Source organism: Pseudoxanthomonas sp. SE1, assembly GCF_029542205.1.
Classification (GTDB): domain Bacteria; phylum Pseudomonadota; class Gammaproteobacteria; order Xanthomonadales; family Xanthomonadaceae; genus Pseudoxanthomonas_A.
The window spans coordinates 2,024,917-2,045,689 of the sequence record NZ_CP113783.1; the positions used below are offsets into that span (position 1 = coordinate 2,024,917).

Here is a 20,773-nt window from a genome sequence, read left to right on the forward strand (position 1 = left end):
GAGTGGGCCCTCAGATCGTGCGCGAAAAGCGGGGTGCGTCCGCGGCAGGTGCCGCCGGCAGGTAGCGGTCGAAGCACATCGCGATCACCCGCAACAGCAACCGGCCCTTCGGCGTGGCCTGGAAACCGACCCGCGTGAAGGCCAGCAGGCCATCGTCGGCGAGGGCCTGCAGACGGGGCAGGGCATCGGCGAAATAGTCGGTGAAGTCGATGCCGAAGCGTTTTCCGATGCGTGCGTAGTCCAGTCGTCCATGGCACATCAGCTCCTGGATGACCTCGGCCCGCAGCACGTCATCGCGGTCCAGCGGCATGCCGCGCCAGACCGGCATCCGGCCATCGTCGATCGCACGCTCCCAACTGGCGATGTCGCGCGGGTTCTGGCTGAAGCTGTCGCCGATATGGCTGATCGCACTGACGCCCAGGCCGATCAGGTCGCTTTCCGCATGCGTGGTGTACCCCATGAAGTTCCGGTGCAGGTCGCCGCGCGCCTGTGCGAGCGCCAGCTCGTCGCCAGGCAGGGCGAAATGGTCCATGCCGATGTAGACGTAGCCCGCCGCAACCAGGCGTTCGATCGCGCATTGCAGCAGCGCCAGTTTGGTTTCGCGGTCCGGCAGGTCGTCCTCTGCGATGCGCTGCTGCGGCTTGAACAGCTGCGGCAGGTGGGCATAGCTGTACACCGCGATGCGGTCCGGGCGCGCATCGATCACGATGTCCAGCGTGCGCTCGAAACCTTCACGTGTCTGCTTCGGCAGGCCGTAGATCAGATCAATGTTGACCGACCGCATGCCGTGCTCGCGGCACGCTGCGACGATGGCCAGCGTTTCCTCGACGCCCTGCACGCGGTTGACCGCCTTCTGCACCTTGGGGTCGAAGTCCTGTACCCCCAGGCTCGCGCGGTTGAAACCCACCCGCGCCAGTTCGCCGATGTCCTGCGGGGTGACGAAGCGCGGATCCAGTTCGATGGAGAAGTCCATCGTGCCGGCCGCGGCGAAGCTGAACTGGCTGCGCAACTCCGCCACGCAGTCGGCGATCTGCGACGGGGACAGGAAGTTCGGCGTGCCGCCGCCGAAATGCAGTTGCACCACCGGGCGTCCGCTGTCGAAAAGCGGCGCCATGCGCGCGATCTCGCGGTACAGATAGTCCAGGTACAGTTCGCCACGCGCCTTGTCGCGCGTGATCACCCGGTTGCAGCCGCAGTAGAAACACGGGCTGGTGCAGAACGGGACATGCACGTACAGCGACAGCGGCCGCGCGTGGTCCTGCAGGTTGGTCGCACTGGCGTGCTCGCGAAGCTGCTCTGCGCCGAAGCGGGCGCTGAACTGGGGCGCCGTCGGGTACGAGGTATAGCGCGGCCCCGGCGTGTCGTAGCGCCGCAGCAGGTCCGCATCGAACAGCGGGGAAGGGGAGACGATGCCCATGGCGCACAGGCTAGGGTCCACAGGCCGGCGCCGCATTGATCGGGATCAATTGCCCCGAGGATCGTGGCCTGCTGCCTCCGGCGCATCCGGAATCTCCGGCAGCATTTCCAGCGCTGCAGGCGTGGTGCGCAGCATGGGGTGGAAGCGCGCCGGGTGCAGCAGCCGATGCGCCTTGAACAGCCGCCGTCCGCCCGCCACCAGGGCCAGCAGCGCCAGCGTGGCCGCGAAGAACAGCGGCAGCGCCACCGGGCCGAACGCCTGCATCAGTACGCCCGCCGCGGCAGGCCCGATGGCGGCACCGACACCGTTGAGCAGGAGCAACGCGCTGCATCCGGCCAGCAGTTGGTCGGCCGGCAGCCGGTCCAGCAGGTGCGCGACCGCCAGCGGATACAGCGCGAATGCCAGGCCGCCGAACAGGAAGAACAGCGCATGCGCGCCGGCGTGTGCCTGCGTGTCGAAGCGCAGCGCCACCAGTGCCGTCGCGGCGCCGCATGCCGCCACCAGTGCCAGCGTGCTGCGCCTGTCGCCCCGGTCTGAGAGACGGCCAATCGGCAACTGCAGCGCGGCACCGCCGACGATGGTCGCCGCCATGAATGTGCCGATGCCCGCGCGATCCAGCCCGAGCGATGCGGCATATACCGCGCCCATGCCCCAGAAGGCCCCCAGCGCGAGGCCCGCGAGCAGCGCGCCCGCCGCGGCGCTTGGTGCGGCGCGGCAGATCTGCAGCAGATGGACCTTCGGTGCCACGGTCATCACCGGCGGCGTCAGCCGCGTGGCGCTGACGGGGAGGATGGCTAGCGCGAACAGGATCGCCACCACGCTGAACAGTACCGGGCTGCGCGGCGGCTGCAGGTCCAGCAGCAACTGGCCCGCGGCCAATGCCAGCAGGGACACCACCATGTACACCCCGAACACGCGGCTGCGATGTTCCGGCGCGGCCTGTGCGTTCAACCAGCTCTCGATCACCGTGCACAACCCGACCAGCGCCATGCCGGTGACCACGCGCAACAGCATCCAGCCCACCGGTTCCACCCAAAGCGGATAGACGAGCACTGCGGCTGCCGCGAGCGCGGCGTGGAAGGCGAACGCACGGATGTGGCCCACGCGCCGGATCAGTGGCGGCGCCGTGAACGTGCCCAGGAAGAAGCCGGCGAAATACCCCGACATCACCAGCCCGGTCGTGCGCTCGCCCCAACCTTCCACCTGGCTGCGCACGGCCAGCAGCGTGCCCAACAGTCCGTTGCCGCCCAGCAGCAACGCGACGCTGGCGAGCAGGGCGGTAAGGGGAAGCAGGATGCGGAACACAGGACGCGCGCGGTACCGGGGAGGTGGTGCCCTGCATGCTAGCAACCCGATGCTGAGCGTCCGTTTCACACGCCTGCATCCCGCGCTGCGGGCGTCATGTCCATGTCGCGCGATGCCATCGGGTATCCTGCCCAGGTACCGTCTGCGGCACGACATGGGCAGGTTCTTCGATGAGTGAACGCAAGGTCCCGGGCATCGACGACTACGACGGCGCCGCCGGTGGCTGGGGGGCACTCGCCGCCGTGGCGCGCGCGGTGAAAGGGCAGATGGCGATCGGTCGAGAGACCTCGGCCCTGCGCCGCGTCAACCAGCCCACTGGCTTCGACTGTCCCGGCTGCGCCTGGCCCGATCCGCGCCACACGTCGTCCTTCGAGTTCTGCGAGAACGGTGCCAAGGCGGTGTCGTGGGAGGCCACGGGCAAGCGCGCGACACCGGAGTTCTTCGCACGGCACACCCTGTCCGAACTGTGGGAATGGAGCGACCACGCGCTGGAAGACGAAGGCCGGCTGACGCAGCCGATGGCCTACGATGCGGATGCGGACCGCTATGTGCCGATCCGCTGGGACGAGGCATTCGCGCGCATCGGCCAGGCGCTGCAAGCGCTGCCGCATCCCGACATGGCCGAGTTCTACACCTCCGGCCGCACGTCGAACGAAGCCGCCTTCCTCTACCAGCTGATGGTGCGCGAATACGGCACCAACAACTTCCCCGATTGTTCGAACATGGCCAGGTTTGCCCAACGCCCAAAAATGTAAAGTTCGCAAAGCCCGCCGGAGAATCAGGCTTTCGCCGCCCACCCCGACGCAGTTGACCAATATCGCTATGGCGTGGACGACATAGCGTCTGCAGGCGGTTGGTCGATCGCTCGGAAAAGGAGCACCCGGGCCGCCTGACCCCGGAGCTGCTGGCACACATCCGCGGCCGGTTCCGTTCGGCAACATCAACTTCAGCGACACTCTCCGCTGGAGAGGTCATCGCCGGGGAGATGACGATGTCACCGGAGCGAAGGGGGCAACGGACGGACGCGGCCACTGCCCAAGCACTCACCGCCGCGGATGGCGCGTGGCCTTGCTTGCTTGCCACGAACCCGATGCGCTGCACGACACACATCAGATTGGCTTCAGCACCTTGCGTCGTTCGGGGCGCTAAGGCGCTCTCCGGAGCAGGTCGTAGATGGCGATGATCGTGCTGCCCACGCCGAGCGAGAACCAAAACACCGAGAAGTGATACTGCGGCAGCGCAGGTTCGATGATGAGGATAAGCCCAATGGCGAGTAGGGCGTATACGGAAAGAGGCTTTCGCCGCAACCGGTCGCGCATGTCGATCTCCCTTCAGCCCGCACAGCAAGAAAGCTGCTTGATGTCCTTGACGAAGGTTTGTGCGGCAAGCTTCAGCCCCTCGACAGTTCCTGCACCTGGTGCTCGTGTCGACGCTGCTCCTGCTCGCGCTGCTCTTTCACCAAGGTCCGGTAATGCTCCAGCGCCTCGCGGGCGTGGGCGTGCTTTTCTTCCAGCGATTGCACATGGGCTTCGTGCTCGGCCAGGCGCGCGGTCAGCCCAGTGATGCGCTCGCCGAGCTGGGCGATCTCGGTGACCCGCTCCGCTAGCGCCTGCCGGGTGGCAGCGTGCGCTGTCCTTTCGTCGTGCAGCGCGGTTTCGGTGTGCTGAAGGCGACGATCGACACGGCGGTGGCGGGTGAAGGCGGTGAAGCCGGCGGAGTTCGAGCGGGTGATCGTGGACACTACGGTACAAGAAAAGGCGATTGCGCATCCGACCGACTCGCGGTTGTTGGAGGTGGCGCGCTATCAGGTGGTGAAGGCAGCGAAACGAGCCGGGATCGAGCTTAAACAAACTTTCGCCAAAGAGGGCAAGTCGCTCCGGCGCAAGGCTGGGGGCTACGCGCACGCCAAGCTGTACAAGCGCTTGCGGCGCGTGGTGAAGCGTCAGCGCACCATTCTGGGAATCGTGCTGCGCGTGGTGCGGCGCAAGCTCGATGCGGGTGTTGGCGCAGATGCCGTGGTCCTGTCCAGGCTTAACATCTACTACCGGCGTAGAGTGAATTCTGCATAGGCAACCCTTCAGCCTGGCGGATCAGAAACAGCCGCTTCAACGATCACCGCGGCGACGCGTTCCGGTCCTTCCGCTGAACGGCGATGAGCCGAGTCCCCCATGGGGACCTTGACTCCGTATGCGCATACGGTACTAGCATGCTAGCCGGCTTTCTCGCACGAGGTGGACGTGACCGCTTGGATTGGCTTGTATCGGGTTCCTCTGACTTGCGCGGCCGTACCGGAGATCGCTTGCGGTTGCCTTTCCAAGCCGTTGCTCCAGCGCTTGGAGGACGACCCGGATGTCGACACCACATGGATACACCGCACGGGTGGCTTGATCGCCGTGCAGTGGCGCCAGCCGGTCCCGCTTGGTCAGCAACTGGCTCCGGTTGCGCAAGCACTTGGCGACGGCACAGCCACGGGGATGCCCCCCGAAGCCACGTCGGCTCTGCTGGGAACACTCGGGGATTCCGGGCAGTGGTACAGCCGCTGCACAGTGGACCGATTGAGCGAGGAAGAGGCGGGCGTGCTCGCCTCGCGGCTGGTCGAGCACTTGGTCGACGCGCGTATCCCGACGCCTGATGGAGCCGCCCTCCGCTCGGACCTTGAGGCAGTCCTCCGGGATGTGCTCGTTACACAAGACGATATTCCTCTCGGCGTCCGACTGCAGCGCTTGCTCGAATCCGCACGGGGCGTACTTCGCAAACATCTCGATGCACCCAGCTTCCGAATGTGCGAACCCTTCCTGAGTACTATCGCGCTGTTGCCCACGAACGTGGGACAAGCAGAGCCCGGCTTTCTCGGCGGGATTGACTCCGTACTCGGGTACGGGGTTACAAAGGCGTTCGACCCCGTATTCCGAATGGCGTTGGGGCGTCGACCAGCAGCTTTCCACATCTAAATCCCATTCGAGGCACCCAACAATGATGATGTTCCGATCCACGCTTCAGGCCGCGTGCGTCAGCATGGCGCTGAGTGCGCTCGGCAGCGCTTCAACCGCGATGGCAGGCGAGATGCCAAGGGCTGCCGCAAACGCGTTCTATGAAGTACCCCTGCGGTGCCCGTCGGCGCCACAGATCGCTTGCGGCGGGAAGGTGAAGCCCGTTCTGAGAGCGCTCGAGAACCAGCCTTCGGTAGCGGAGGCATGGGTTGATCGCACAGGGACCATCGTGGCCGCGGTCTGGAAGAGCGGCAGCGATAGTGTGCAGCGCGACGCCGCGGTTGAGGAAGTTGCCTCGATTCATGACCTGCGATTCCGGCGGCTTGGTGGTTCGCGCGCCCGTGCGCTTCAGGAGAGTTTCCAGACACGCGACGGTTGGTACAATAAAATGACGGCCGACGAACTCAGCAACGATGAGGCGCGCTTTATCGCCCAGCGCCTCACGCGACGTCTGGTTGCCCACGCCCCTTCCGCCGCGTCGAAGGCCGCCACTGTAGTGGATGCGATCGAGCCGCAACTTCGCCAGGACCTCGTTGGGCAATCTGTTGGCACTCGCAGTGAGCGATTGATCGGCGCCGTCAGCCCCTTGCTCGATGAGAATGAACTGCGTGCGTTCGCGGATGCACTCAAACTTGGCACCCGACCGCTCAAAGGTGAAGAGTAGTCCTGATTCCGACGCCGCTTGAACCTTCTGCTCGACTGCTCACACGTCCCTGAGGATCGTCCCCATGAAAAAGTACGTTGCCGTGCTGTCAATGACTCTCGCTCTCTCCTCGCCGGGTTGGGCTGCCACCCGGACCACGACCTTGGTCGTTGATGACATGACGTGCTCAACGTGCCCCGTCACGATCAAGAAGGTTCTAAACCGGATTGCCGGCGTACAAAAGATCGACTTTCGCGTAGAAGCCAAGGAAGTCCAAGTGTCGTTCGACGATGCCAAGACTACGGTTTCAGCGCTCATCAAAGCCACCGCGGATGCGGGTTACCCGTCGCGCGTCAAGTAACCTTTCCCTGTTGACAAGTGGTGCTAACGCTCGCGCTCGATCCGTTGAGTGTGTCGTTGGCACCCCAGTTCGGCTGAAAACGGCCAAGCCGCGCCGGGGCATTTGCCAGTCGCCGCTGTCCCCGCAGCCGCGGTAGCGATCCGTCCGGCGAAGCGGGCATCTACCTCATCGCCTGGGAAGCGAGCTCTGTTCAGCCGGGCCAGGTAGCGGCTGCACTTCAAGCTCAAGCGAGCCGCGCGCTCTCGCGAAGGCGGCGTCGGCGCTGGCCCGCGCCCGTCGCGCCGTGGTCAGACGCGGCGACCGGTCCACTAGGAGGACCGCGATCACCCAGCCCGAACTGGCCGCACTGCTCGCCACCTGCGATGCCACGCTTACCGGGGTGCACGAGCGCGCGCTGCTGCTGTCCGCGTTCGCCAGCGGCGGGCACCGACGCGGTGAATTGGCCGCCGCGGACATGAGCGATCTGTGTCGGTTTGGCGAGCGCGCGTTCACGTTGCGGGCCCGGTCGACACTCGACGTCACTTCGAGGAGCATTGTTTTGGCGTCGCACCCGCGCAAGGCGCACGTGTCGCCATAACGCAAGCTATCGATCACGGCGACCTTGCAGCCTGCCGCCGCAGCCATGCCGGCGACGCCCTAACGCCGGCACCGGTACCGGCGCCGATCAGGATCCGGTCGCATAGCTGTGGCGGCTGCATGCCATGCTCCATTACATCCGACGGACATCGAGCAGCGCTTCGAGGTTGATAGCGATCGTGGTCGCAAGGCGCTTGGCCCGGACGGCGGCGTGCCCGCAGAATTGCTCATCCACGGTCTCCACAAATAGTTCCAACCACCGCTGAAAATGATGGTGTTGCAAGGAATGGCGCGTGTGCAGTGCAATGTGCTGGGCAATCATGTTGCGCCGATAGCCCTCATGCTCGCCGAGCAGCATCTTGCGCCAATACGCGCGAATCGTTGGTTTATGTTGCTGCAGGTCAACTTCTTTGAAGATCGGACCAAGCGCGGCATCAATGATTACTTTTGCGTAAAACGCGTCCACGCAGTCGGCAATGGCCTCCGGTGAGTTCAATTCGCGCGAATTCATGGCGATGGTTTCCAGTTGGCGCTCAAGGGCGTGCGGATGCGTCGATCGGCCGTCGACGAATTCAAGCTGACCGGGCATCAAACCGCTCATGCGCGTCCTCCAAACGTACGCGTCGCCCGCCACACGGATAGCCCGAACAACCTGATCAATCCCAGTGCCGCGATGACCCAGTGCGCCCTGAAAACGGCGCCGGCCGCCTTACCCGCCGAGTGCGGGGCCAGGAGCGGGAGGTGACACGGGCACTTCAGCACAGCCATCGCGGCCCACGAGTAACCCGTGACGGATCTGCGCTCGTGACCGTTCATCGCCTGCCTTTCCGTGTCGACCAACCTCTGCCCGCAGCGCGCTCAATTGTGCCTCCAACCCCAGCAATCCCTGCCGCCGCTCATCAACAATTGCGCCTGACTCTGCACGGCACGTCACCACCTTATCGGCCTTCGATGCATCCAGTGACCGACACAATCGCATCCAGCGGTCGGTCGGCGCGCAATTCGCCGTGTGCCGTGGTCAGCACGAACGCGCCCTCTGCGTAGGCGACCTGGCCAGACTGGGTATGCTCCGGCGCCGCCAGACAGTTCGACGCTCGTAACCTCAGCACCGGTCACCACTTCAATGCCCTCACGCTGAAGTATCTCCCGCAACACGGCGCTAATAATGTCCGGCTCCTCTTTCGGCAAGAGACGCTCGGCACGTTGGACTAGGCGACCCGGCCCCCTCGAGGCGCGCATTGCCCTCGATCAAGTGAAGATTTTTGATTTTTCCGACCCCGCGGTACGCACCATCCCGGATCGGCTTCACCACCTCGTCCTTTCGCCGGATGATCGCCTGGAGATCCGCCTTGGGCTCCCCGACGACAATGCCAAATTCGGCGGCGCGCCGAACGTGGTGCATGATTCTTGCCGAGTGAATCATGGTCTTGGTCGGAATGCAGCCGCGACTGAGGCAGGTGCCGCCGAGAAGTTCTTTCTCGACCAGGGCTGTCTTCCGACCCTTCAATGCCGCTTTCTGCGCTAACGGGGGCCCTGCCATTCCGCCACCGATCACGATGAGGTCGTACTGTTCCGTGGATGTCTTGGTCATTGGAATCTCCCGAGCAGAGTTGCAAGGGCCAGTCCGACGCTTTCCATTATGGATCGCCCAAGCCGCCGGACACTGCCACGGCACTTGGAACAAGATCTCCTCGGCAAAGTTGTTCGTCGTCTACACGAGGCTAGTCACCGCACATGCGGCGATGAAACAATCTTCTTATCTATTGTTCCTTTCTCGAAGCGTCCGTTGGAACTTCCACGCCTGGACGTGAGCCAGAGCGTTGCCCAGCGTCAGACGCCAGCAGCGCGCTGCTGGCAATGCCTAAGGTTAGACCGAAGCCCGCGTGTCCGACGGCCTCCCAGATGAAATTCGCAATGGTGTGGCTCCCCATTGCGAAGACCATGCCCGGATAGATCACCAGCACCAGGTAGGGTATCGCCCATTTCCATCCCCGTGCGCCAAACAGCACGAGGAACGACAGGCTGAACATGATCCCGCTCCAATAATGCCAAGCGTAACCCAGAGCGACGGTGGCCCCTGAGCTGAGAGAGGAAACCGGCTCATGCTCTGCGGCGTGTTCCGCCTCTGGCTGATGTTCCTCAGACGAGGCTGCCGAGCCGTGTGCATCAGCCGGGCTCGGAGCAGGCGGCGCTTGTTCGCGCTCGGGACCGACTTCGTGTTCGTCGGCATGCATGGACCCATGCCCCCCCGGCGCGACTTGCCCTCTGAGGCGCCGCCCAAAGTCGAGCGCTTCGTCCATCGCGACAACTCCGGCACTGATCCCCGCCACCCTGCTGGAGTCGTACGTAGCGGTTGCCATGTAACCCGCTAGGAAGGCCACGATGACCAGCCAGACGAAGCGCTTGTCACCGGCCCGTCTGGCCAACGCGACCGAGGCGACGGTGAGCAGGATCGAAGCCAGCCAGAAGATAGGTCCGATGATCGACATCGACACGCTCCACTTCAGGTCGAGGACCAGGGGAAGAGGCCCGATCACACTCGCCCCAAGCGCCAAAATGCGCGGTAGCCAGAAGTCTATGAACGTTCGACCCGCTCGAAAGCCATTGAAAATCGAGTCGTCGAGTTTGTCAGTAGCGGTAGCCATAGTTTGGATCTCCCTTGTCATCGGTGTTGAGCCGCCCCTCGCGCCTTGGTCGCGCTGTCACGCGGGTCGGCAGGGCTCTGCGCTTGGCCGCTCCGATGCTTCACGCGTCAACGGTCGCGGCGATGCGGGTACGCAGAAACGCCTCGTCGTGTTCGGCCAGGTCGGCTAGGTTCTTGAGCGCCGGCAGGCGGCGCAATTCATCCATGCCCATCGGAAAATCCAGGCGTGGATTGATGCGGTGATACGCCGCACCGAGCAGGCCTTCGGCCAGCAGGTTGACGTACTGTGATTGGCTTTCGCTGGAGACGCTGTGAAAGTGCCGTCCCCAAGCCAGCTGACCGCCGGTGCGCAGGCGATCGGGGTCGAAAGGCATGGCGCATTGTTCGCCCGTGCCCACCGACAGCACGGCCAGCTGCTCCAGGCAGGTGGTGCCGAGGTCGTAAGGTGGCGCCACGCCACGGCGACTCTTGCGCGAGAAGCGGAAGGACTCCACCACGCCGAGCAACGCGGGGTTGTTGGCGTACAAGCCCCCATCGACCAGATCCGTCCAATGTTCGGTCGAATGCGCGGCAAAGAAGGTGGGGGCGGCGGAGGCGGCCAGCGCCAGATCGACGAGACGTCCGTCGATGCGCGATGCGCCCCGATGGGCGTAGTCGCTCCGGAACAGTTGGGGCCGTGCATTGGCCAGCGAGAGCGCAGTAATACAGACATCCGTCTGCACATCGCCCAAGGTGAGGTCGCCGAAGAGGGCCCGCATGGCCTCGCGCAGCGCATCGCTGCAGTAGCGAGGGCGAAAATTGTCGACCCCGGCCCAACGGCGCATGGCCGGCCCGAAGATGCGTGGCAGATGCGCCTCGTAAAGCGCCGACACCTCGCTGACCGGCCGTCCGAGGGCGAGCGCCAGTGCAATGATCCCGCCGGTCGAGGTGCCGCAGACAAGGTCGAAGTGGGCGCCGAGCGGAAGCGCCGCGCCGGTCAGCCCATTCAAGTACGCCTCGACCTGTTCGAGAATCTTGAGTGTCAGGTAGCCGCGCGCACCGCCGCCATCCAGGGTCAGTACCGAGAATAAAGCCGCGGAAGCGGGGTCTCGTGGCGCCAGGGGTGCGGCGAACTTCGCGGACGAGGTCGGGTTCACGGTGGGTCCTTGGTGGCGTCCTCTCGGAATGACGGCGTCGAGACGGCTTTGGACTCGTCGCGCATTGCGAAGCGCTGAAAGCACTCCAGACCGCAAAAGTGTTCAACGTAGCCGGCGCCTTCCGGTGTCAGCGCGGCGCTCAGCGGAATATCCTGGCAGCAGACACTGCAACTGATGAGACCGGTATCGCGTGTACTGACGGCGAATGTGGTCCGTTGCGCGAGAAGTGCGGCCAGTGCGTTGGCGGGCATCGCCTGGGCAAACAGGAAGCCTTGGGCTTCGTCGCAGTTCAACAGTCGCAGCACGTCCAAGTCGTCGGCGTGCTCAACACCTTCGGCAACGACCCGCATATCCAAGGCATGGCCCAACGCAATGACGGCCTGCACGATCGCGTGGCTCTTGGGATCGTCAGAAACGCGATCGACGAAACGGCGATCGATCTTCAACGCAGTCACCGGGCAACATTGCAGATGCGCCAGGCAAGCGTAGCCGGTGCCGAAGTCGTCGACTCCGACGCTGACTCCCAGGCGGGCGATTTCACCCAGCATCGCCATCGCAAGCGGATCGCTAAACGCGACCGACTCGGTGAGTTCAAGCTCCAGATATTTCGGAGGCAGTCCCGTTTCTTCAAGTGTGCGACGAACCGTCTGTTCCAATGCCGCACTCAACTGCAAGGCTGAGGCATTCACCGCGACGCGGACCCACGGCAGCCCCTGCCCTTGCCATTCGCGATTCTGACGACAGGCCTCGCGCAAGATCCATTGGCCGAGTTCGACGATCAATCCCGTCGATTCGGCCAAGCCCACGAAGTCCTGCGGCAGGCGCAAGCCATATCCCGGGCGCTGCCATCGCAACAGCGCTTCAACACCTACGATGGCGCCGGTGCGCAGATCAATCTGCGGCTGGTAATGGAGCAAGAACTCCCGGCGCTCCCAAGCCTGTTGCAGCACGGAAGCGATGAGAGGCTGGTGAGTGAAATCGGTCATGAGAAGCGGTCAGGTCCGGCGACCGAAGGCCCGCAGCATCCGCGCCACTGAAAGGACGAACAAGCCGATCAACGCAAGTGCTGCAACACCCCAGTACTCACCGAGAAAGGCGCCGGCGGTAGTGCCGGCGAGCACGACGGCGAGAATCGGTAGATGGCAGGGGCAGGACAGCACGGCCAGCGCGCCCCACAGGTAACCGGCGATCGGCCGGCGCCCTTGGGACGATGTACGCTGGAGGCGGTTCATCACGGCACGCTTTCCGCTGGGTATGCCGGCTCAGCTGGCATGGCCGCCAACTGCGCTTCCAGGTCGGCCAGTGACTCGCGTCGGCGCTCGAGTTGCTGACGCAGCCCGGCGAGTTGCGCAACTGCATCCGCGCCGTCCGCCGCATCCAGCGCCCGGCACAGCCGTGCCAGTACGTCCAAGCCGATTCCCGCCTCGAAAGCGGCCCGAACGAACCGCAGCCGGGCCAGCGACTGCTCGTCGAAAATGCCGTATCCGCTTTCCGTGCGCCGTGCCGGATGCACCAGACCGCGGAGCACGTGATCGCGCACCACGTGGACGCTCACGCCTGCGTCTTCAGCCAGTCTGGATATCGTGTAGGCGTTCATCTCAATCGGTGCCTGGCAGCTAACCTGCGCAGCACGACAGCTGTTTGACGTCCTTGTGGAAGGTCTGCGCCGCGAGCTTGAGTCCCTCGACCATCGTCAGATAGGGGAACAACTGGTCGGCCAAGTCCCGCACGGTCATGCCGGCGCGGATCGCGAGCGCCGCGGTCTGGATGATCTCGCCGGCTTCCGGGGCGACGGCCTGCACGCCGATGAGCCGGCCGGTGCTGGCCTCGGCGACCAGCTTGATGAAGCCGTGCGTGTCGAAGTTGACCAGCGCCCGCGGCACGTTGTCGAGCGTGAGCGTGCGGCTGTCGGTCTCGATGCCGTCGTGATGCGCCTCCGCCTCGCTGTAGCCGATGGTCGCCACCTGCGGATCGGTGAATACCACCGCCGGTACGGTGTCGAGATCCAAGGTCGCGTCACCACCGGTCATGTTGACTGCCGCACGGGTGCCGGCGGCGGCGGCCACGTAAACGAACTGCGGTTGGCTCGTGCAGTCGCCGGCAGCGTAGATGTCCGCTGCACTGGTGCGCATGGCCTGGTCGACCACGATGGCGCCGCGCTCATCCAGCGACACACCGGCATTCCCCAGCGCCAGGCTGCGGGTGTTGGGGGAGCGCCCGGTGGCGATGAGCAAGCGATCAGCACGCAGTTCGCCGTGGTTGGTGGCGAGGACGAACGCACCCTCTTGGTAGGACGCCTGAGTGGCCTGGGTTTGCTCCCACACCTCGATGCCCTCGGCACGGAAGGCCGCGGTCACGGCTTCGCCGATGGCCGGATCTTCGTGGAAGAACAGCGTGCTGCGCGCCAGGATCGTGACCTGGCTGCCCAGGCGGGCGAAGGCCTGCGCCAGTTCCACCGCCACCACCGAGGAACCGATGACAGCCAGTCGTTCGGGGATGGCGTCGGTGACCAACGCCTCGGTCGAAGTCCAATACGGCGTGTCTTTGAGCCCTGTGATCGGCGGCACCGCCGCGCTGGCGCCGGTGGCGATCAGGCAGCGGTCGAAGGCGACTTCGCGTTCCCCGCCGTCAGTCAAGTTCACGCTCAAGCGGTGGCTGTCCTTGAAGCGCGCTTCGCCCCGGACCAGTTCGATGTTCGGATTCGCTTCCAGAATGGCTTCGTACTTCTCGTGGCGCAGTTCGTCGACGCGGGCCTGCTGTTGGGCCAACAAGCGCGTGCGGTCGACGGCGGGCGCGCACGCGGCGATACCGTCGTCGAAGGGGCTGGTCCGCCGCACATGCGCAACGTGCGCGGCGCGGATCATGATCTTCGAGGGCACGCAGCCGACGTTGACGCAGGTGCCGCCAATCGTGCCACGCTCGATGAGCGTGACCTGCGCCCCGGATTCCGCCGCCTTGATCGCCCCTGCCATGGCGGCGCCGCCGCTGCCGATGACGGCGATCCGCAGGGGTGCTGGTGACGCTCCCGAAGCGTCGTTCGAGGTGCTGCGCGGCTGCTTGAGCAGGCCGCCCAAGGCGCCCAGAACTTTGTCCACAGCTGAGGGTTTCGTGGTTGCGGTTGGCGCGGCCTCGGCTACTGCTGGCTCCACCAGCCGGTAGTTGCGGGGCAAGGCCTCGTTCAACTGCGCCAGTGTCAGCGGATGCGCGCTGCGGACACGGACTTCCCTTTTGGGATAGCTGACCGCGACCTTCGCGAGTTCCGGCACGGCTTGCAGCGCCTTCTCGATGTGATGGGCGCAGTCCGCGCAGGTCATGCCGGTCACGTTCAAGATGCGTTCGTTCATGGGTGTTTCCAATTTCCAATGGGGCGGAGGCAGTGTGTCTGCCCTCCGCTGCAACGGGAGAAGCCGTTTGTCGTGGCGCGGGAGGCGCCCTTGTCTCAGCAGCAATACGGCGCGGCCACGATCAGCAATAGCGCAATGCCGACGATGATCCCGATCGCATAGAGATCGTCTTTCTTCGAGCGCAGCCACGCCTTCATGTATTGCAACGCCTTGTGGTCGGGTTAACAACAGTCTGTCTTGTCATCGGTCGTGGTGCCGGCCTTGCGTGGCCGGGAAATCAAATCCCAGATCGCCACCGCAACCATCAGCACCAAACCGGGATACAGCAGAAAGCCGCTGCGCTGATCCAAGACCACCATCACGAACACCGCGGCCAACACGAGGAGCGGGCCAGTCACTCCCAACGCACCCCGGAACCATTGCCCGTGACGACGCCCACTGATCACGTTGGCCAGGAGCGCAATGCCGGCGAACAGTGGTAGCAAGTAACGGATAAAGACTCCTTCGTATTGACTCAGGAAGCCCAAGCCGATGGCGGCGCCCAAGCTGCCGAGCGCGGGAAAGCAGCCCGCGCAGCCCATCGCGGACACCAGGGCACCGACCGAGCCGGCCTTGTCACCGAGACGGGCAAACCAGCCGATCGGAGTGGTCATGACTCGCTCACTTCTTGACAGTGGACGGATAACCGGCGTTGGCCGTCGCGTCGGTGAGCGCCTTGAGCGTGGTCTTGGCGTCATCGAAGGTCACAACGACTTCCTTCGCTTCGTAGTTGACCTCGATCTTGGTCACGCCTTCGACCTTGCTCAGCCCCCGCTTGACGGTGATCGGGCAGCTGGCGCAGTACATGCCGTCCACGGTGAGCGTTACGGTCTTGAGGGCCGCCCAGGCCGGTGCGGTGAACGCGAGGGCCAGGACGAGAACGGTGGCGAGTTTCTTCATGTGCGGATCCTCCGGGAAGTGTCAGTAGAACCACGGTGCGAGGTAGGGGAAGGTCAGTGCCAGCAGAATCAAGACCGCGACGATCCAGAAGAGAATCTTGTATGCGGCCTTGACCTGCGGTACCGCGCAGACTTCGCCCGGCGCGCACGCCGCGGCCGGCCGGTAAATACGGCGCCAGGCGAAGAACATGGCGACCAGGGCGGCGCCGATGAAGAGCGGGCGGTAGGGTTCGAGCGCCGCGAGGTTGCCCAGCCACGCCCCGCTGAATCCCAAGGTCACCAGCACCAGGGGGCCGAGGCAGCACGCCGAGGCCAGAACCGCCGTGACGCCGCCGGCGAGCAGCGCCGTGGCGCCCGTTTTATTGGTGTTTTTCATCGCGATGCCGTGGATCCATCTGGGTTGACGCCTGCACCTTACTGCCGTACTTGGGTACGGAGTCAAGCGCCATGCTCACAGGGCGCTGCATCGGCGGGCAGCAGCGTGGCGAGGGTCAAGACGGTCTCCCAGGGCACCCCGACGTGCTGTTGCAGCACGTCTCGCGCGGCCGCGAGCAGTCGCGCCAGGCGGGCTTCGATGCGGATGTTCTCGTCCGCGATGAGTACGTCCCGCAGCGCACACGCCAGATCGCATTGCAGCGCCGCGCCGTCAGGCAGCGGCACGCCCCGTTGCGACAGGCGCAGCACGATCCGGGCGGCAATGGTGTGCGCCTCTTCCTCGCTGAGCTGATCGACGGTTTCGCACCGGTACCACTGCGACGGGTCGGGAAAGGTCGCGAGCAAATCGCCAGCCGCCGCTGGAGTGCATGCGAACTCACGGCCGCCACCAAGTGCGACGTGCAGCAGGCGGACCTGCTGATCGACGTCGAGTTCGCATCGCCACTCGATCGCGATCAGGTCGCCGCGACGGTGCAGCCACGCGCGCGCGATGGCCGGTTGATCCTCCAGCTGAGCCAGCACGGGCTTGGCGAGGCACCCACAGCCGATCTGCGGGACGGCTGCGCACACCAATGCAGCAGAGTAGAAACCAATGGGGGCGATGGGCATGGGCTTCTCCGGGCGGGTCGAACGGTCGTAAGCTACCTCCGTAGTCAAGTACGGGATCAAGCGGATGGATCACACTCCGGAAAACCTGACCATCGGCGCCTTCGCCAAGGCGGCCGGCGTCAATGTCGAGACGATCCGGTTCTACCAGCGCAAGGGGCTGTTGCTCGAACCAGTGAAGCCCTACGGCGGCATCCGTCGCTACGGGCCGACGGAAGTGGCGCGGGTCAAGTTCGTGAAATCGGCCCAGCGGTTGGGCTTCAGCCTCGACGAGGTCGCGCAATTGCTCAAGCTGGACGACGGCACCCACTGCCACGAGGCGGCCGAACTTGCGGCGCTGCGGCTGGCCGACGTGCGCGCGCGCCTGGCGGATCTGCGGCGCATGGAACAGGCGCTGTCCCAACTGGTGGTCGCTTGCCATACGCATCACGGCCAAGTGTCGTGCCCGCTGATCGCCGCGTTGCATTGAGTCCGCACGCGCAGCGGTCTGGACCGCTGCCTCGACGCCGCCACTCGCGGCGCGAACACCTGCTGTGCACGTAATGGCCGCGTCACGCAGCTAAATCCGATCGGTTCCGCAGGCGGCACCACGGCAACGGTGGTGCCGCCTGATGCATCAAGCGCTCAGCGGCAACGGTTCGGGCACGGGACTTGCAGCGCGTGCGTCTGCAACTGCTCGGCCGCCTCACCTGCAAGTTCGTGCGGACGCAGCACGCCAAATCCTTGGCCTCGGGACACCTTGCCTGCCAGTTCGCCCTGATATGTTTCCGAGATCAGCAGCGGGCACTGGTGGTACACGAATACCACGTCAGATCCGATCATCTCCGAGGCATGGAAGAACAGGGGCAGCTCGGCGAGGAGGTATTGAACGCCAAGCATTGCCGCATCGAGGCCAACCGGCTCACCATCCTTAGCAGACAGAACCCAACGTGTCGTGTCGAGGCACCTCCGACGAAAAACGTCGTCAGTCTCGAACCGATCGAGCGCTTCTGCGAGCCGGTTTTGGTAGGCCGCATTGGTCGCCAAGGACTCGCACCCGAGGATCGCAAGGCGCCTGGCACCCATCGCTTGGTTCATCTTGTTGCGCAGGTAGCGCATTTGCCGGCTGGTTTTCCTGACTGCTTCGTCTTTCGTGTAGCCGCGGGCTTGCAAGGTGAACCGCGTGACGTCGTCCGGGACGAACAAGGCAACAGCGCGCCCGCCGTCCTCGCAGAAGTCGATGATTGATTGAATGCGCTCGGTACTGAAATAGCTGTTGAAGGGGCTGATACCGACCAGCGCCATGGCGCCTTCGGACCACAGTCGGTCGCATTCACGGGTTATGCCGCGAAATTCCATAAGTCGTCTCCTCTGACGACCCTCGCACCTACGTGCAGGGTCAAGCTCCACCTTGTCGCGTTTGACTAAGGCGTTCGGAATCTGGGGAAAGCGGCTCAGGCCTTGGGCGGCGGGAGCGGCGGACGCTCGTCGTGTGAGCGTAATGCTGGAAAGTTGGCTTCTGGCCGTTCGGCGACCCGGATCTTCAGGTGAAAACGTAACTCGTCTGGCACCACAGCGCAGGGGACCGAGCAGCGCAGCTTGCTCCTTCCTCCCGCATCCTCAGCGCCGGGCCCCTCGCATGCTGCAGCCGCTGGCGTGACCGTAGGGCACGGACTATCCCTGTCCGGCATGGGCAACGGCGTCCAGTACTTCGGCAGCAGGAAGCCGCACAGCAGCGTGATGATGAGCAGACAACTGATCCGACCCGCGTTATCCAAGTGCATAATGCCGACTCATTGCAACGCCTACAATCCACTTGAAGGTTGTACTGGATACCGCCGTTCCGCCCACGTGGGAACGGATCTGACGCGTGCCTTGATGCGCGGTCACCCGCTGTGCGCCAACGCGGGGGAGAGGTTCACTCCCCGCAAGCACCGCGTGCTGACTCCGATCTACGACCAAGACGCGAGGCGAAAGTTCAGTTGCACGGGTAGACGGGCACAGGATGTTGGCCCCATGGGTGATCGGCAGCACGAGCCTTGACTGCGTCCACGGAGGCGCTTACGCGCGATCACGCGCGGTCAGGGACTTTCGGCCGATGACGCATGGTTGGGCGACGGCGACGCGTCCTCGGCTGGCACTGCGAGCGCGGCCCCGGGCAGCGTCAGCGCGCTCACGCGGCTCGAGAGCAAGGCGCCTGCTTGGAAGTAACCCATCACGGTCCCCACGCTGCGGTGCTCGGTCATCGCCATGACTTCGCCCAGCGCCACGCCCTGGCGGCCCGCTTCGGTCACGAAGCCGGAGCGCAAGCTGTGCGCGGCCCAATCGCCTTCGAGGCCCGCCAGTTTCGCGCGTCGCTGCACGATGCGGGCGATCTGGTCACTGGACAGGGCGCGCGAACCGACCTTGTCGTGACGATACATCCGCCGGAAAAGCGGGCCTTCGGTGAGGTTTGCCGCCTGCAGCCACGCCGCCACCGCCCGCGCCGCATCGCCGCGCAGCGGCTTGTCCCGGCGCGGGCCGCTCGCGTTCGTCTTGGTGCGTCCCAGGGCATAGGTCCAGGTGTCATCCCGCAGGCGGCGCAGGTCGCCGACCTGCAGTTCGACGACTTCCGACCGGCGGCGTCCGCCACCGCTCCAGGCGAGCAGCAGCAGCGCGCGATCGCGCACGCCCCGAAGGCCATCGGTGCAGGTATCCAGCATGGCCTGCAGCGGCTCGGCGACGGCCGCCGTTTTCTTGCGCGTGACGATGCCGCGCTTCGCTTGGGCTCGGCGCGCCTTGGCGACCAGCGTCTTGATTCGGTGGTCGTCGGTCGGCGACTCCCACTGCTGCAGACGATGCCATTTGGCGAGCACCGCCAGTCGGTGTCCGACCGTAGCCGAGGACAAGGGGCCGAGCGCTTTCTTCGCGCCCAGCGCCACGAGCTGCGCGTCCACGGCCGGCGGCAGATCGTGGCGCAGTCCGGCGCCCACGCGGCGCTCCAGATGGTCGATGACGAACTGGTTCACCACCGGGACGGGCACGGGCTGCGCGTGGAAGGCGCCGCCGTAGCGCAGCGCGTACCAGGCCGCCCAGTAGCGCATGGCGGAGGCGTAGCTGCGTGCCGTGTTCGCGGGCGTGCCTTCCGCGAGGAATTCTTCGGTCGCGCGTTGAGTGGCGGCGTCGAGCGCCCTCGGATCCAACAGAGCGGAAGTCGCTGGGTCGACACAGGGGACCGGAACGAGCGTAGTATTTGTTACGTCCGACATAGCAAAACTGCCTTATGAGTGTCCATTAGTCGGATAACTGGTTGCTTATCAGACCTTAGCATAGGAGAAGGGGAGATGGCCGTCGGGGTCCCAGAAGCTGACGTTTTCGCCGCCGCTGATCGCGTGCTCGAGCGCGGCGAACGCCCTACCGTCGAGCGCGTGCGCCTGGAGCTCGGACGCGGGAGTCCGGCGCGCGTCGGCCAACTGCTCGAGGCGTGGTGGGATGCGTTGGCGAAACGGCTCGCCGGCGAGACCCGGCTGCCGGCGCTGCCCTCGGCCGCCTCGGCCGCGTTCACAGACCTGTGGCGCGTGGCCATGAACGAGGCGCGTGCCGTGGCAGAGCGCGAGCTCGAGGAGCAGCGTGCGGCTGTCGAGGCGGAGCGCGCGCAGTTTCAAGCGGACCGGAGCGTCTGGGACCAGCAGATCGCCCAGGCCGCCCAGGCGAGGGTCGAGGCCGACACGGCGCGCAGCCAGGCCACCGAACGGTTGGAGGATCTGCAGCGCCTCACGACACAGCTCGAGCACCAAGCCGTCGAGGGCGGCGAGCGCCAAAAGGCCTTGGAATCGCAGCTGCAAGCCGCAGAGTGCGATCGGCGCGCGTTGCAGGAGCACGTGTCAGCGCGGGAGGCGGCGGCAGCCCAGGAGCGCGAGGCGGCGGCCCAACACTTACGGGCAATCGAGGACCGCAGTCACGCCGAGGTGGATCGGGCCAGGCAAGAAGCGAAGCTCCTGCGCACCGAAGTGGAGCGCGCGGAACGGGCGCACCAGCAGGAAATGCGCGAGTCGCACGAGCGAGAATCCGAGCTGCGCCAGCGACTCGGGCAGGCGGAACGCACGGTCGGGGAGCACGCGGCGCGGGTCCGTGCGCTCGATGAGCAGCTGGCTCGTCTGGATGGCTTGGGCGATGCGCTGCGCAGCGCCCAGGACGCCGTCCGCGCCGGGCTCGACCGGGAGGCGCAGCTGCGCCAGGCGCTCGAGGAAGCCGCGCGCCGGACGTCGGAGGGCCACCCGCCGGACGCCGCGAAACCGCCTAGAAGGAAGGTGGCAGCCAAAGCCAAACGGTGACCGCCCTTTCCACACCTAGGCCGCTTTGGCGGGTCGTTGCCCATAACTTTACATTTTCGGGCGAATGACGGCTTCTAGTTGCACGC

23 protein-coding genes and 3 pseudogenes are annotated in these 20,773 nt (G+C 65.1%); 7 read left to right on the plus strand and 19 right to left on the minus strand.

All coding sequences use genetic code 11. The features are described from left to right. Positions 1–10: 10 nt before the first annotated feature. Entirely contained in the window at positions 11–1,417 is a 1,407-nt protein-coding gene (gene hemN, locus OY559_RS09550) for an oxygen-independent coproporphyrinogen III oxidase (protein ID WP_277729817.1), read from the minus strand. Between the two features lie 45 nt (positions 1,418–1,462). Beyond that, entirely contained in the window at positions 1,463–2,710 is a 1,248-nt protein-coding gene (locus tag OY559_RS09555; RefSeq protein ID WP_277729966.1) for an MFS transporter, read from the minus strand. 182 nt (positions 2,711–2,892) lie between these two features. On the opposite strand from OY559_RS09555, the pseudogene OY559_RS09560 reads away from it, so the two are divergent. Next, positions 2,893–3,447: pseudogene (locus OY559_RS09560) on the plus strand (molybdopterin-dependent oxidoreductase); the annotation flags it as partial. A gap of 420 nt (positions 3,448–3,867) precedes the next feature. On the opposite strand, the gene OY559_RS09565 reads toward OY559_RS09560, so the two are convergent. Both OY559_RS09565 and OY559_RS09570 read right to left on the minus strand, forming a co-directional pair. Continuing rightward, on the minus strand, positions 3,868–4,041 hold the full coding sequence (locus OY559_RS09565; RefSeq protein WP_277726229.1) for a hypothetical protein: 174 nt from the start codon (positions 4,039–4,041) through the stop codon (positions 3,868–3,870). Between the two features lie 83 nt (positions 4,042–4,124). After that, positions 4,125–4,394, minus strand: a pseudogene (locus OY559_RS09570) (transposase); the annotation flags it as partial. A 22-nt stretch (positions 4,395–4,416) separates the two neighbouring features. Between OY559_RS09570 and OY559_RS09575 the strand changes: the two are divergent. The 4 genes and pseudogenes from OY559_RS09575 to OY559_RS09590 form a co-directional block, all read left to right on the plus strand. After that, a pseudogene (locus OY559_RS09575) lies at positions 4,417–4,713 on the plus strand (IS5/IS1182 family transposase); the annotation flags it as partial. A 988-nt stretch (positions 4,714–5,701) separates the two neighbouring features. After that, complete coding sequence (locus OY559_RS09580) at positions 5,702–6,376, plus strand: hypothetical protein (RefSeq protein ID WP_277726228.1); 675 nt, start codon at positions 5,702–5,704, stop codon at positions 6,374–6,376. A 64-nt stretch (positions 6,377–6,440) separates the two neighbouring features. Beyond that, positions 6,441–6,716, plus strand: a complete 276-nt coding sequence (gene merP / locus OY559_RS09585; protein ID WP_277726227.1) for a mercury resistance system periplasmic binding protein MerP — start codon at positions 6,441–6,443, stop codon at positions 6,714–6,716. Between the two features lie 283 nt (positions 6,717–6,999). After that, on the plus strand, positions 7,000–7,293 hold the full coding sequence (locus OY559_RS09590) for a site-specific integrase (protein ID WP_343228715.1): 294 nt from the start codon (positions 7,000–7,002) through the stop codon (positions 7,291–7,293). A gap of 132 nt (positions 7,294–7,425) precedes the next feature. Here the strand turns inward: OY559_RS09590 and OY559_RS09595 are convergent, their stop codons facing one another. The 13 genes from OY559_RS09595 to OY559_RS09655 all read right to left on the minus strand — a co-directional run bounded on the left by OY559_RS09595 (position 7,426) and on the right by OY559_RS09655 (position 16,398). Then, positions 7,426–7,893 carry a group III truncated hemoglobin gene (locus tag OY559_RS09595; protein WP_277726226.1) on the minus strand — a complete coding sequence of 156 codons (468 nt, stop codon included), beginning with the start codon at positions 7,891–7,893 and terminating at the stop codon, positions 7,426–7,428. After that, positions 7,890–8,108: a broad-spectrum mercury transporter MerE gene (gene merE / locus OY559_RS09600; protein ID WP_277726225.1), complete on the minus strand. Its 219-nt coding sequence runs from the start codon at positions 8,106–8,108 to the stop codon at positions 7,890–7,892. Before merE (OY559_RS09600) ends, OY559_RS09595 begins: the two co-directional genes overlap by 4 nt. Positions 8,109–8,451: 343 nt before the next feature. Continuing rightward, the gene (locus tag OY559_RS09605) at positions 8,452–8,883 is read right to left on the minus strand and encodes an FAD-dependent oxidoreductase (protein WP_277726224.1); all 432 of its coding nucleotides are present in this window, start codon (positions 8,881–8,883) and stop codon (positions 8,452–8,454) included. Between the two features lie 169 nt (positions 8,884–9,052). Next, the gene (locus OY559_RS09610) at positions 9,053–9,937 is read right to left on the minus strand and encodes a hypothetical protein (RefSeq protein ID WP_277726223.1); all 885 of its coding nucleotides are present in this window, start codon (positions 9,935–9,937) and stop codon (positions 9,053–9,055) included. Positions 9,938–10,037: 100 nt separating this feature from the next. Continuing rightward, positions 10,038–11,072: a CBASS cGAMP-activated phospholipase gene (locus OY559_RS09615; RefSeq protein WP_277726222.1), complete on the minus strand. Its 1,035-nt coding sequence runs from the start codon at positions 11,070–11,072 to the stop codon at positions 10,038–10,040. Then, a complete protein-coding gene (locus tag OY559_RS09620) occupies positions 11,069–12,058 on the minus strand; it encodes a DUF3330 domain-containing protein (protein WP_277726221.1) in 990 nt (329 codons plus the stop codon). The genes OY559_RS09615 and OY559_RS09620 overlap by 4 nt, the downstream gene beginning before the upstream one ends. Positions 12,059–12,067: 9 nt before the next feature. Beyond that, complete coding sequence (merE, locus tag OY559_RS09625) at positions 12,068–12,304, minus strand: broad-spectrum mercury transporter MerE (protein WP_277726220.1); 237 nt, start codon at positions 12,302–12,304, stop codon at positions 12,068–12,070. Continuing rightward, on the minus strand, positions 12,304–12,669 hold the full coding sequence (gene merD, locus OY559_RS09630) for a mercuric resistance transcriptional repressor MerD (RefSeq protein ID WP_277726219.1): 366 nt from the start codon (positions 12,667–12,669) through the stop codon (positions 12,304–12,306). The genes merE (OY559_RS09625) and merD overlap by 1 nt, the downstream gene beginning before the upstream one ends. A 19-nt stretch (positions 12,670–12,688) precedes the next feature. Next, positions 12,689–14,416 carry a mercury(II) reductase gene (gene merA / locus OY559_RS09635; RefSeq protein WP_277729967.1) on the minus strand — a complete coding sequence of 576 codons (1,728 nt, stop codon included), beginning with the start codon at positions 14,414–14,416 and terminating at the stop codon, positions 12,689–12,691. A 221-nt stretch (positions 14,417–14,637) separates the two neighbouring features. Then, positions 14,638–15,057 carry an organomercurial transporter MerC gene (gene merC / locus OY559_RS09640; RefSeq protein WP_277729968.1) on the minus strand — a complete coding sequence of 140 codons (420 nt, stop codon included), beginning with the start codon at positions 15,055–15,057 and terminating at the stop codon, positions 14,638–14,640. A gap of 19 nt (positions 15,058–15,076) precedes the next feature. Then, entirely contained in the window at positions 15,077–15,355 is a 279-nt protein-coding gene (merP, locus tag OY559_RS09645; protein ID WP_277726218.1) for a mercury resistance system periplasmic binding protein MerP, read from the minus strand. A 21-nt stretch (positions 15,356–15,376) separates the two neighbouring features. Beyond that, on the minus strand, positions 15,377–15,730 hold the full coding sequence (gene merT, locus OY559_RS09650; protein ID WP_277726217.1) for a mercuric ion transporter MerT: 354 nt from the start codon (positions 15,728–15,730) through the stop codon (positions 15,377–15,379). A gap of 62 nt (positions 15,731–15,792) precedes the next feature. After that, complete coding sequence (locus OY559_RS09655) at positions 15,793–16,398, minus strand: hypothetical protein (RefSeq protein ID WP_277726216.1); 606 nt, start codon at positions 16,396–16,398, stop codon at positions 15,793–15,795. Between the two features lie 64 nt (positions 16,399–16,462). Between OY559_RS09655 and merR the strand changes: the two genes are divergently transcribed. After that, complete coding sequence (gene merR / locus OY559_RS09660; RefSeq protein WP_277726215.1) at positions 16,463–16,864, plus strand: mercury resistance transcriptional regulator MerR; 402 nt, start codon at positions 16,463–16,465, stop codon at positions 16,862–16,864. 155 nt (positions 16,865–17,019) lie between these two features. Here merR and OY559_RS09665 read toward each other — a convergent pair whose 3' ends face one another. Together OY559_RS09665 and OY559_RS09670 are read right to left on the minus strand one after the other, a co-directional pair. Beyond that, positions 17,020–17,733, minus strand: coding sequence for a tRNA-dependent cyclodipeptide synthase (locus OY559_RS09665; protein WP_277726214.1), 714 nt, complete (start codon positions 17,731–17,733; stop codon positions 17,020–17,022). Positions 17,734–18,455: 722 nt separating this feature from the next. Then, positions 18,456–19,556 (minus strand): site-specific integrase, encoded by a 1,101-nt coding sequence (locus tag OY559_RS09670; RefSeq protein ID WP_277726213.1) that lies wholly within the window; start codon positions 19,554–19,556, stop codon positions 18,456–18,458. Positions 19,557–19,697: 141 nt separating this feature from the next. Between OY559_RS09670 and OY559_RS09675 the strand changes: the two genes are divergently transcribed. Then, positions 19,698–20,687 (plus strand): DNA-binding protein, encoded by a 990-nt coding sequence (locus OY559_RS09675; RefSeq protein ID WP_277726212.1) that lies wholly within the window; start codon positions 19,698–19,700, stop codon positions 20,685–20,687. Positions 20,688–20,773 lie beyond the last annotated feature (86 nt).

Excerpts from the sequence above, each read along its gene's own strand:
- hemN (WP_277729817.1), bottom strand. The coding sequence starts at position 1,417 with ATGGGCATCGTCTCCCCTTCCCCGCTGTTCGATGCGGACCTGCTGCGG.
- OY559_RS09565 (WP_277726229.1), bottom strand. The coding sequence starts at position 4,041 with ATGCGCGACCGGTTGCGGCGAAAGCCTCTTTCCGTATACGCCCTACTC.
- OY559_RS09580 (WP_277726228.1), top strand. The coding sequence starts at position 5,702 with ATGTTCCGATCCACGCTTCAGGCCGCGTGCGTCAGCATGGCGCTGAGT.
- merP (WP_277726227.1), top strand. The coding sequence starts at position 6,441 with ATGAAAAAGTACGTTGCCGTGCTGTCAATGACTCTCGCTCTCTCCTCG.
- OY559_RS09595 (WP_277726226.1), bottom strand. The coding sequence starts at position 7,893 with ATGAGCGGTTTGATGCCCGGTCAGCTTGAATTCGTCGACGGCCGATCG.
- merE (WP_277726225.1), bottom strand. The coding sequence starts at position 8,108 with ATGAACGGTCACGAGCGCAGATCCGTCACGGGTTACTCGTGGGCCGCG.
- OY559_RS09605 (WP_277726224.1), bottom strand. The coding sequence starts at position 8,883 with ATGACCAAGACATCCACGGAACAGTACGACCTCATCGTGATCGGTGGC.
- OY559_RS09610 (WP_277726223.1), bottom strand. The coding sequence starts at position 9,937 with ATGGCTACCGCTACTGACAAACTCGACGACTCGATTTTCAATGGCTTT.
- OY559_RS09620 (WP_277726221.1), bottom strand. The coding sequence starts at position 12,058 with ATGACCGATTTCACTCACCAGCCTCTCATCGCTTCCGTGCTGCAACAG.
- merE (WP_277726220.1), bottom strand. The coding sequence starts at position 12,304 with ATGAACCGCCTCCAGCGTACATCGTCCCAAGGGCGCCGGCCGATCGCC.
- merD (WP_277726219.1), bottom strand. The coding sequence starts at position 12,669 with ATGAACGCCTACACGATATCCAGACTGGCTGAAGACGCAGGCGTGAGC.
- merA (WP_277729967.1), bottom strand. The coding sequence starts at position 14,416 with ATGAACGAACGCATCTTGAACGTGACCGGCATGACCTGCGCGGACTGC.
- merP (WP_277726218.1), bottom strand. The coding sequence starts at position 15,355 with ATGAAGAAACTCGCCACCGTTCTCGTCCTGGCCCTCGCGTTCACCGCA.
- merT (WP_277726217.1), bottom strand. The coding sequence starts at position 15,730 with ATGAAAAACACCAATAAAACGGGCGCCACGGCGCTGCTCGCCGGCGGC.
- OY559_RS09655 (WP_277726216.1), bottom strand. The coding sequence starts at position 16,398 with ATGCCCATCGCCCCCATTGGTTTCTACTCTGCTGCATTGGTGTGCGCA.
- merR (WP_277726215.1), top strand. The coding sequence starts at position 16,463 with ATGGATCACACTCCGGAAAACCTGACCATCGGCGCCTTCGCCAAGGCG.
- OY559_RS09665 (WP_277726214.1), bottom strand. The coding sequence starts at position 17,733 with ATGGAATTTCGCGGCATAACCCGTGAATGCGACCGACTGTGGTCCGAA.
- OY559_RS09675 (WP_277726212.1), top strand. The coding sequence starts at position 19,698 with ATGGCCGTCGGGGTCCCAGAAGCTGACGTTTTCGCCGCCGCTGATCGC.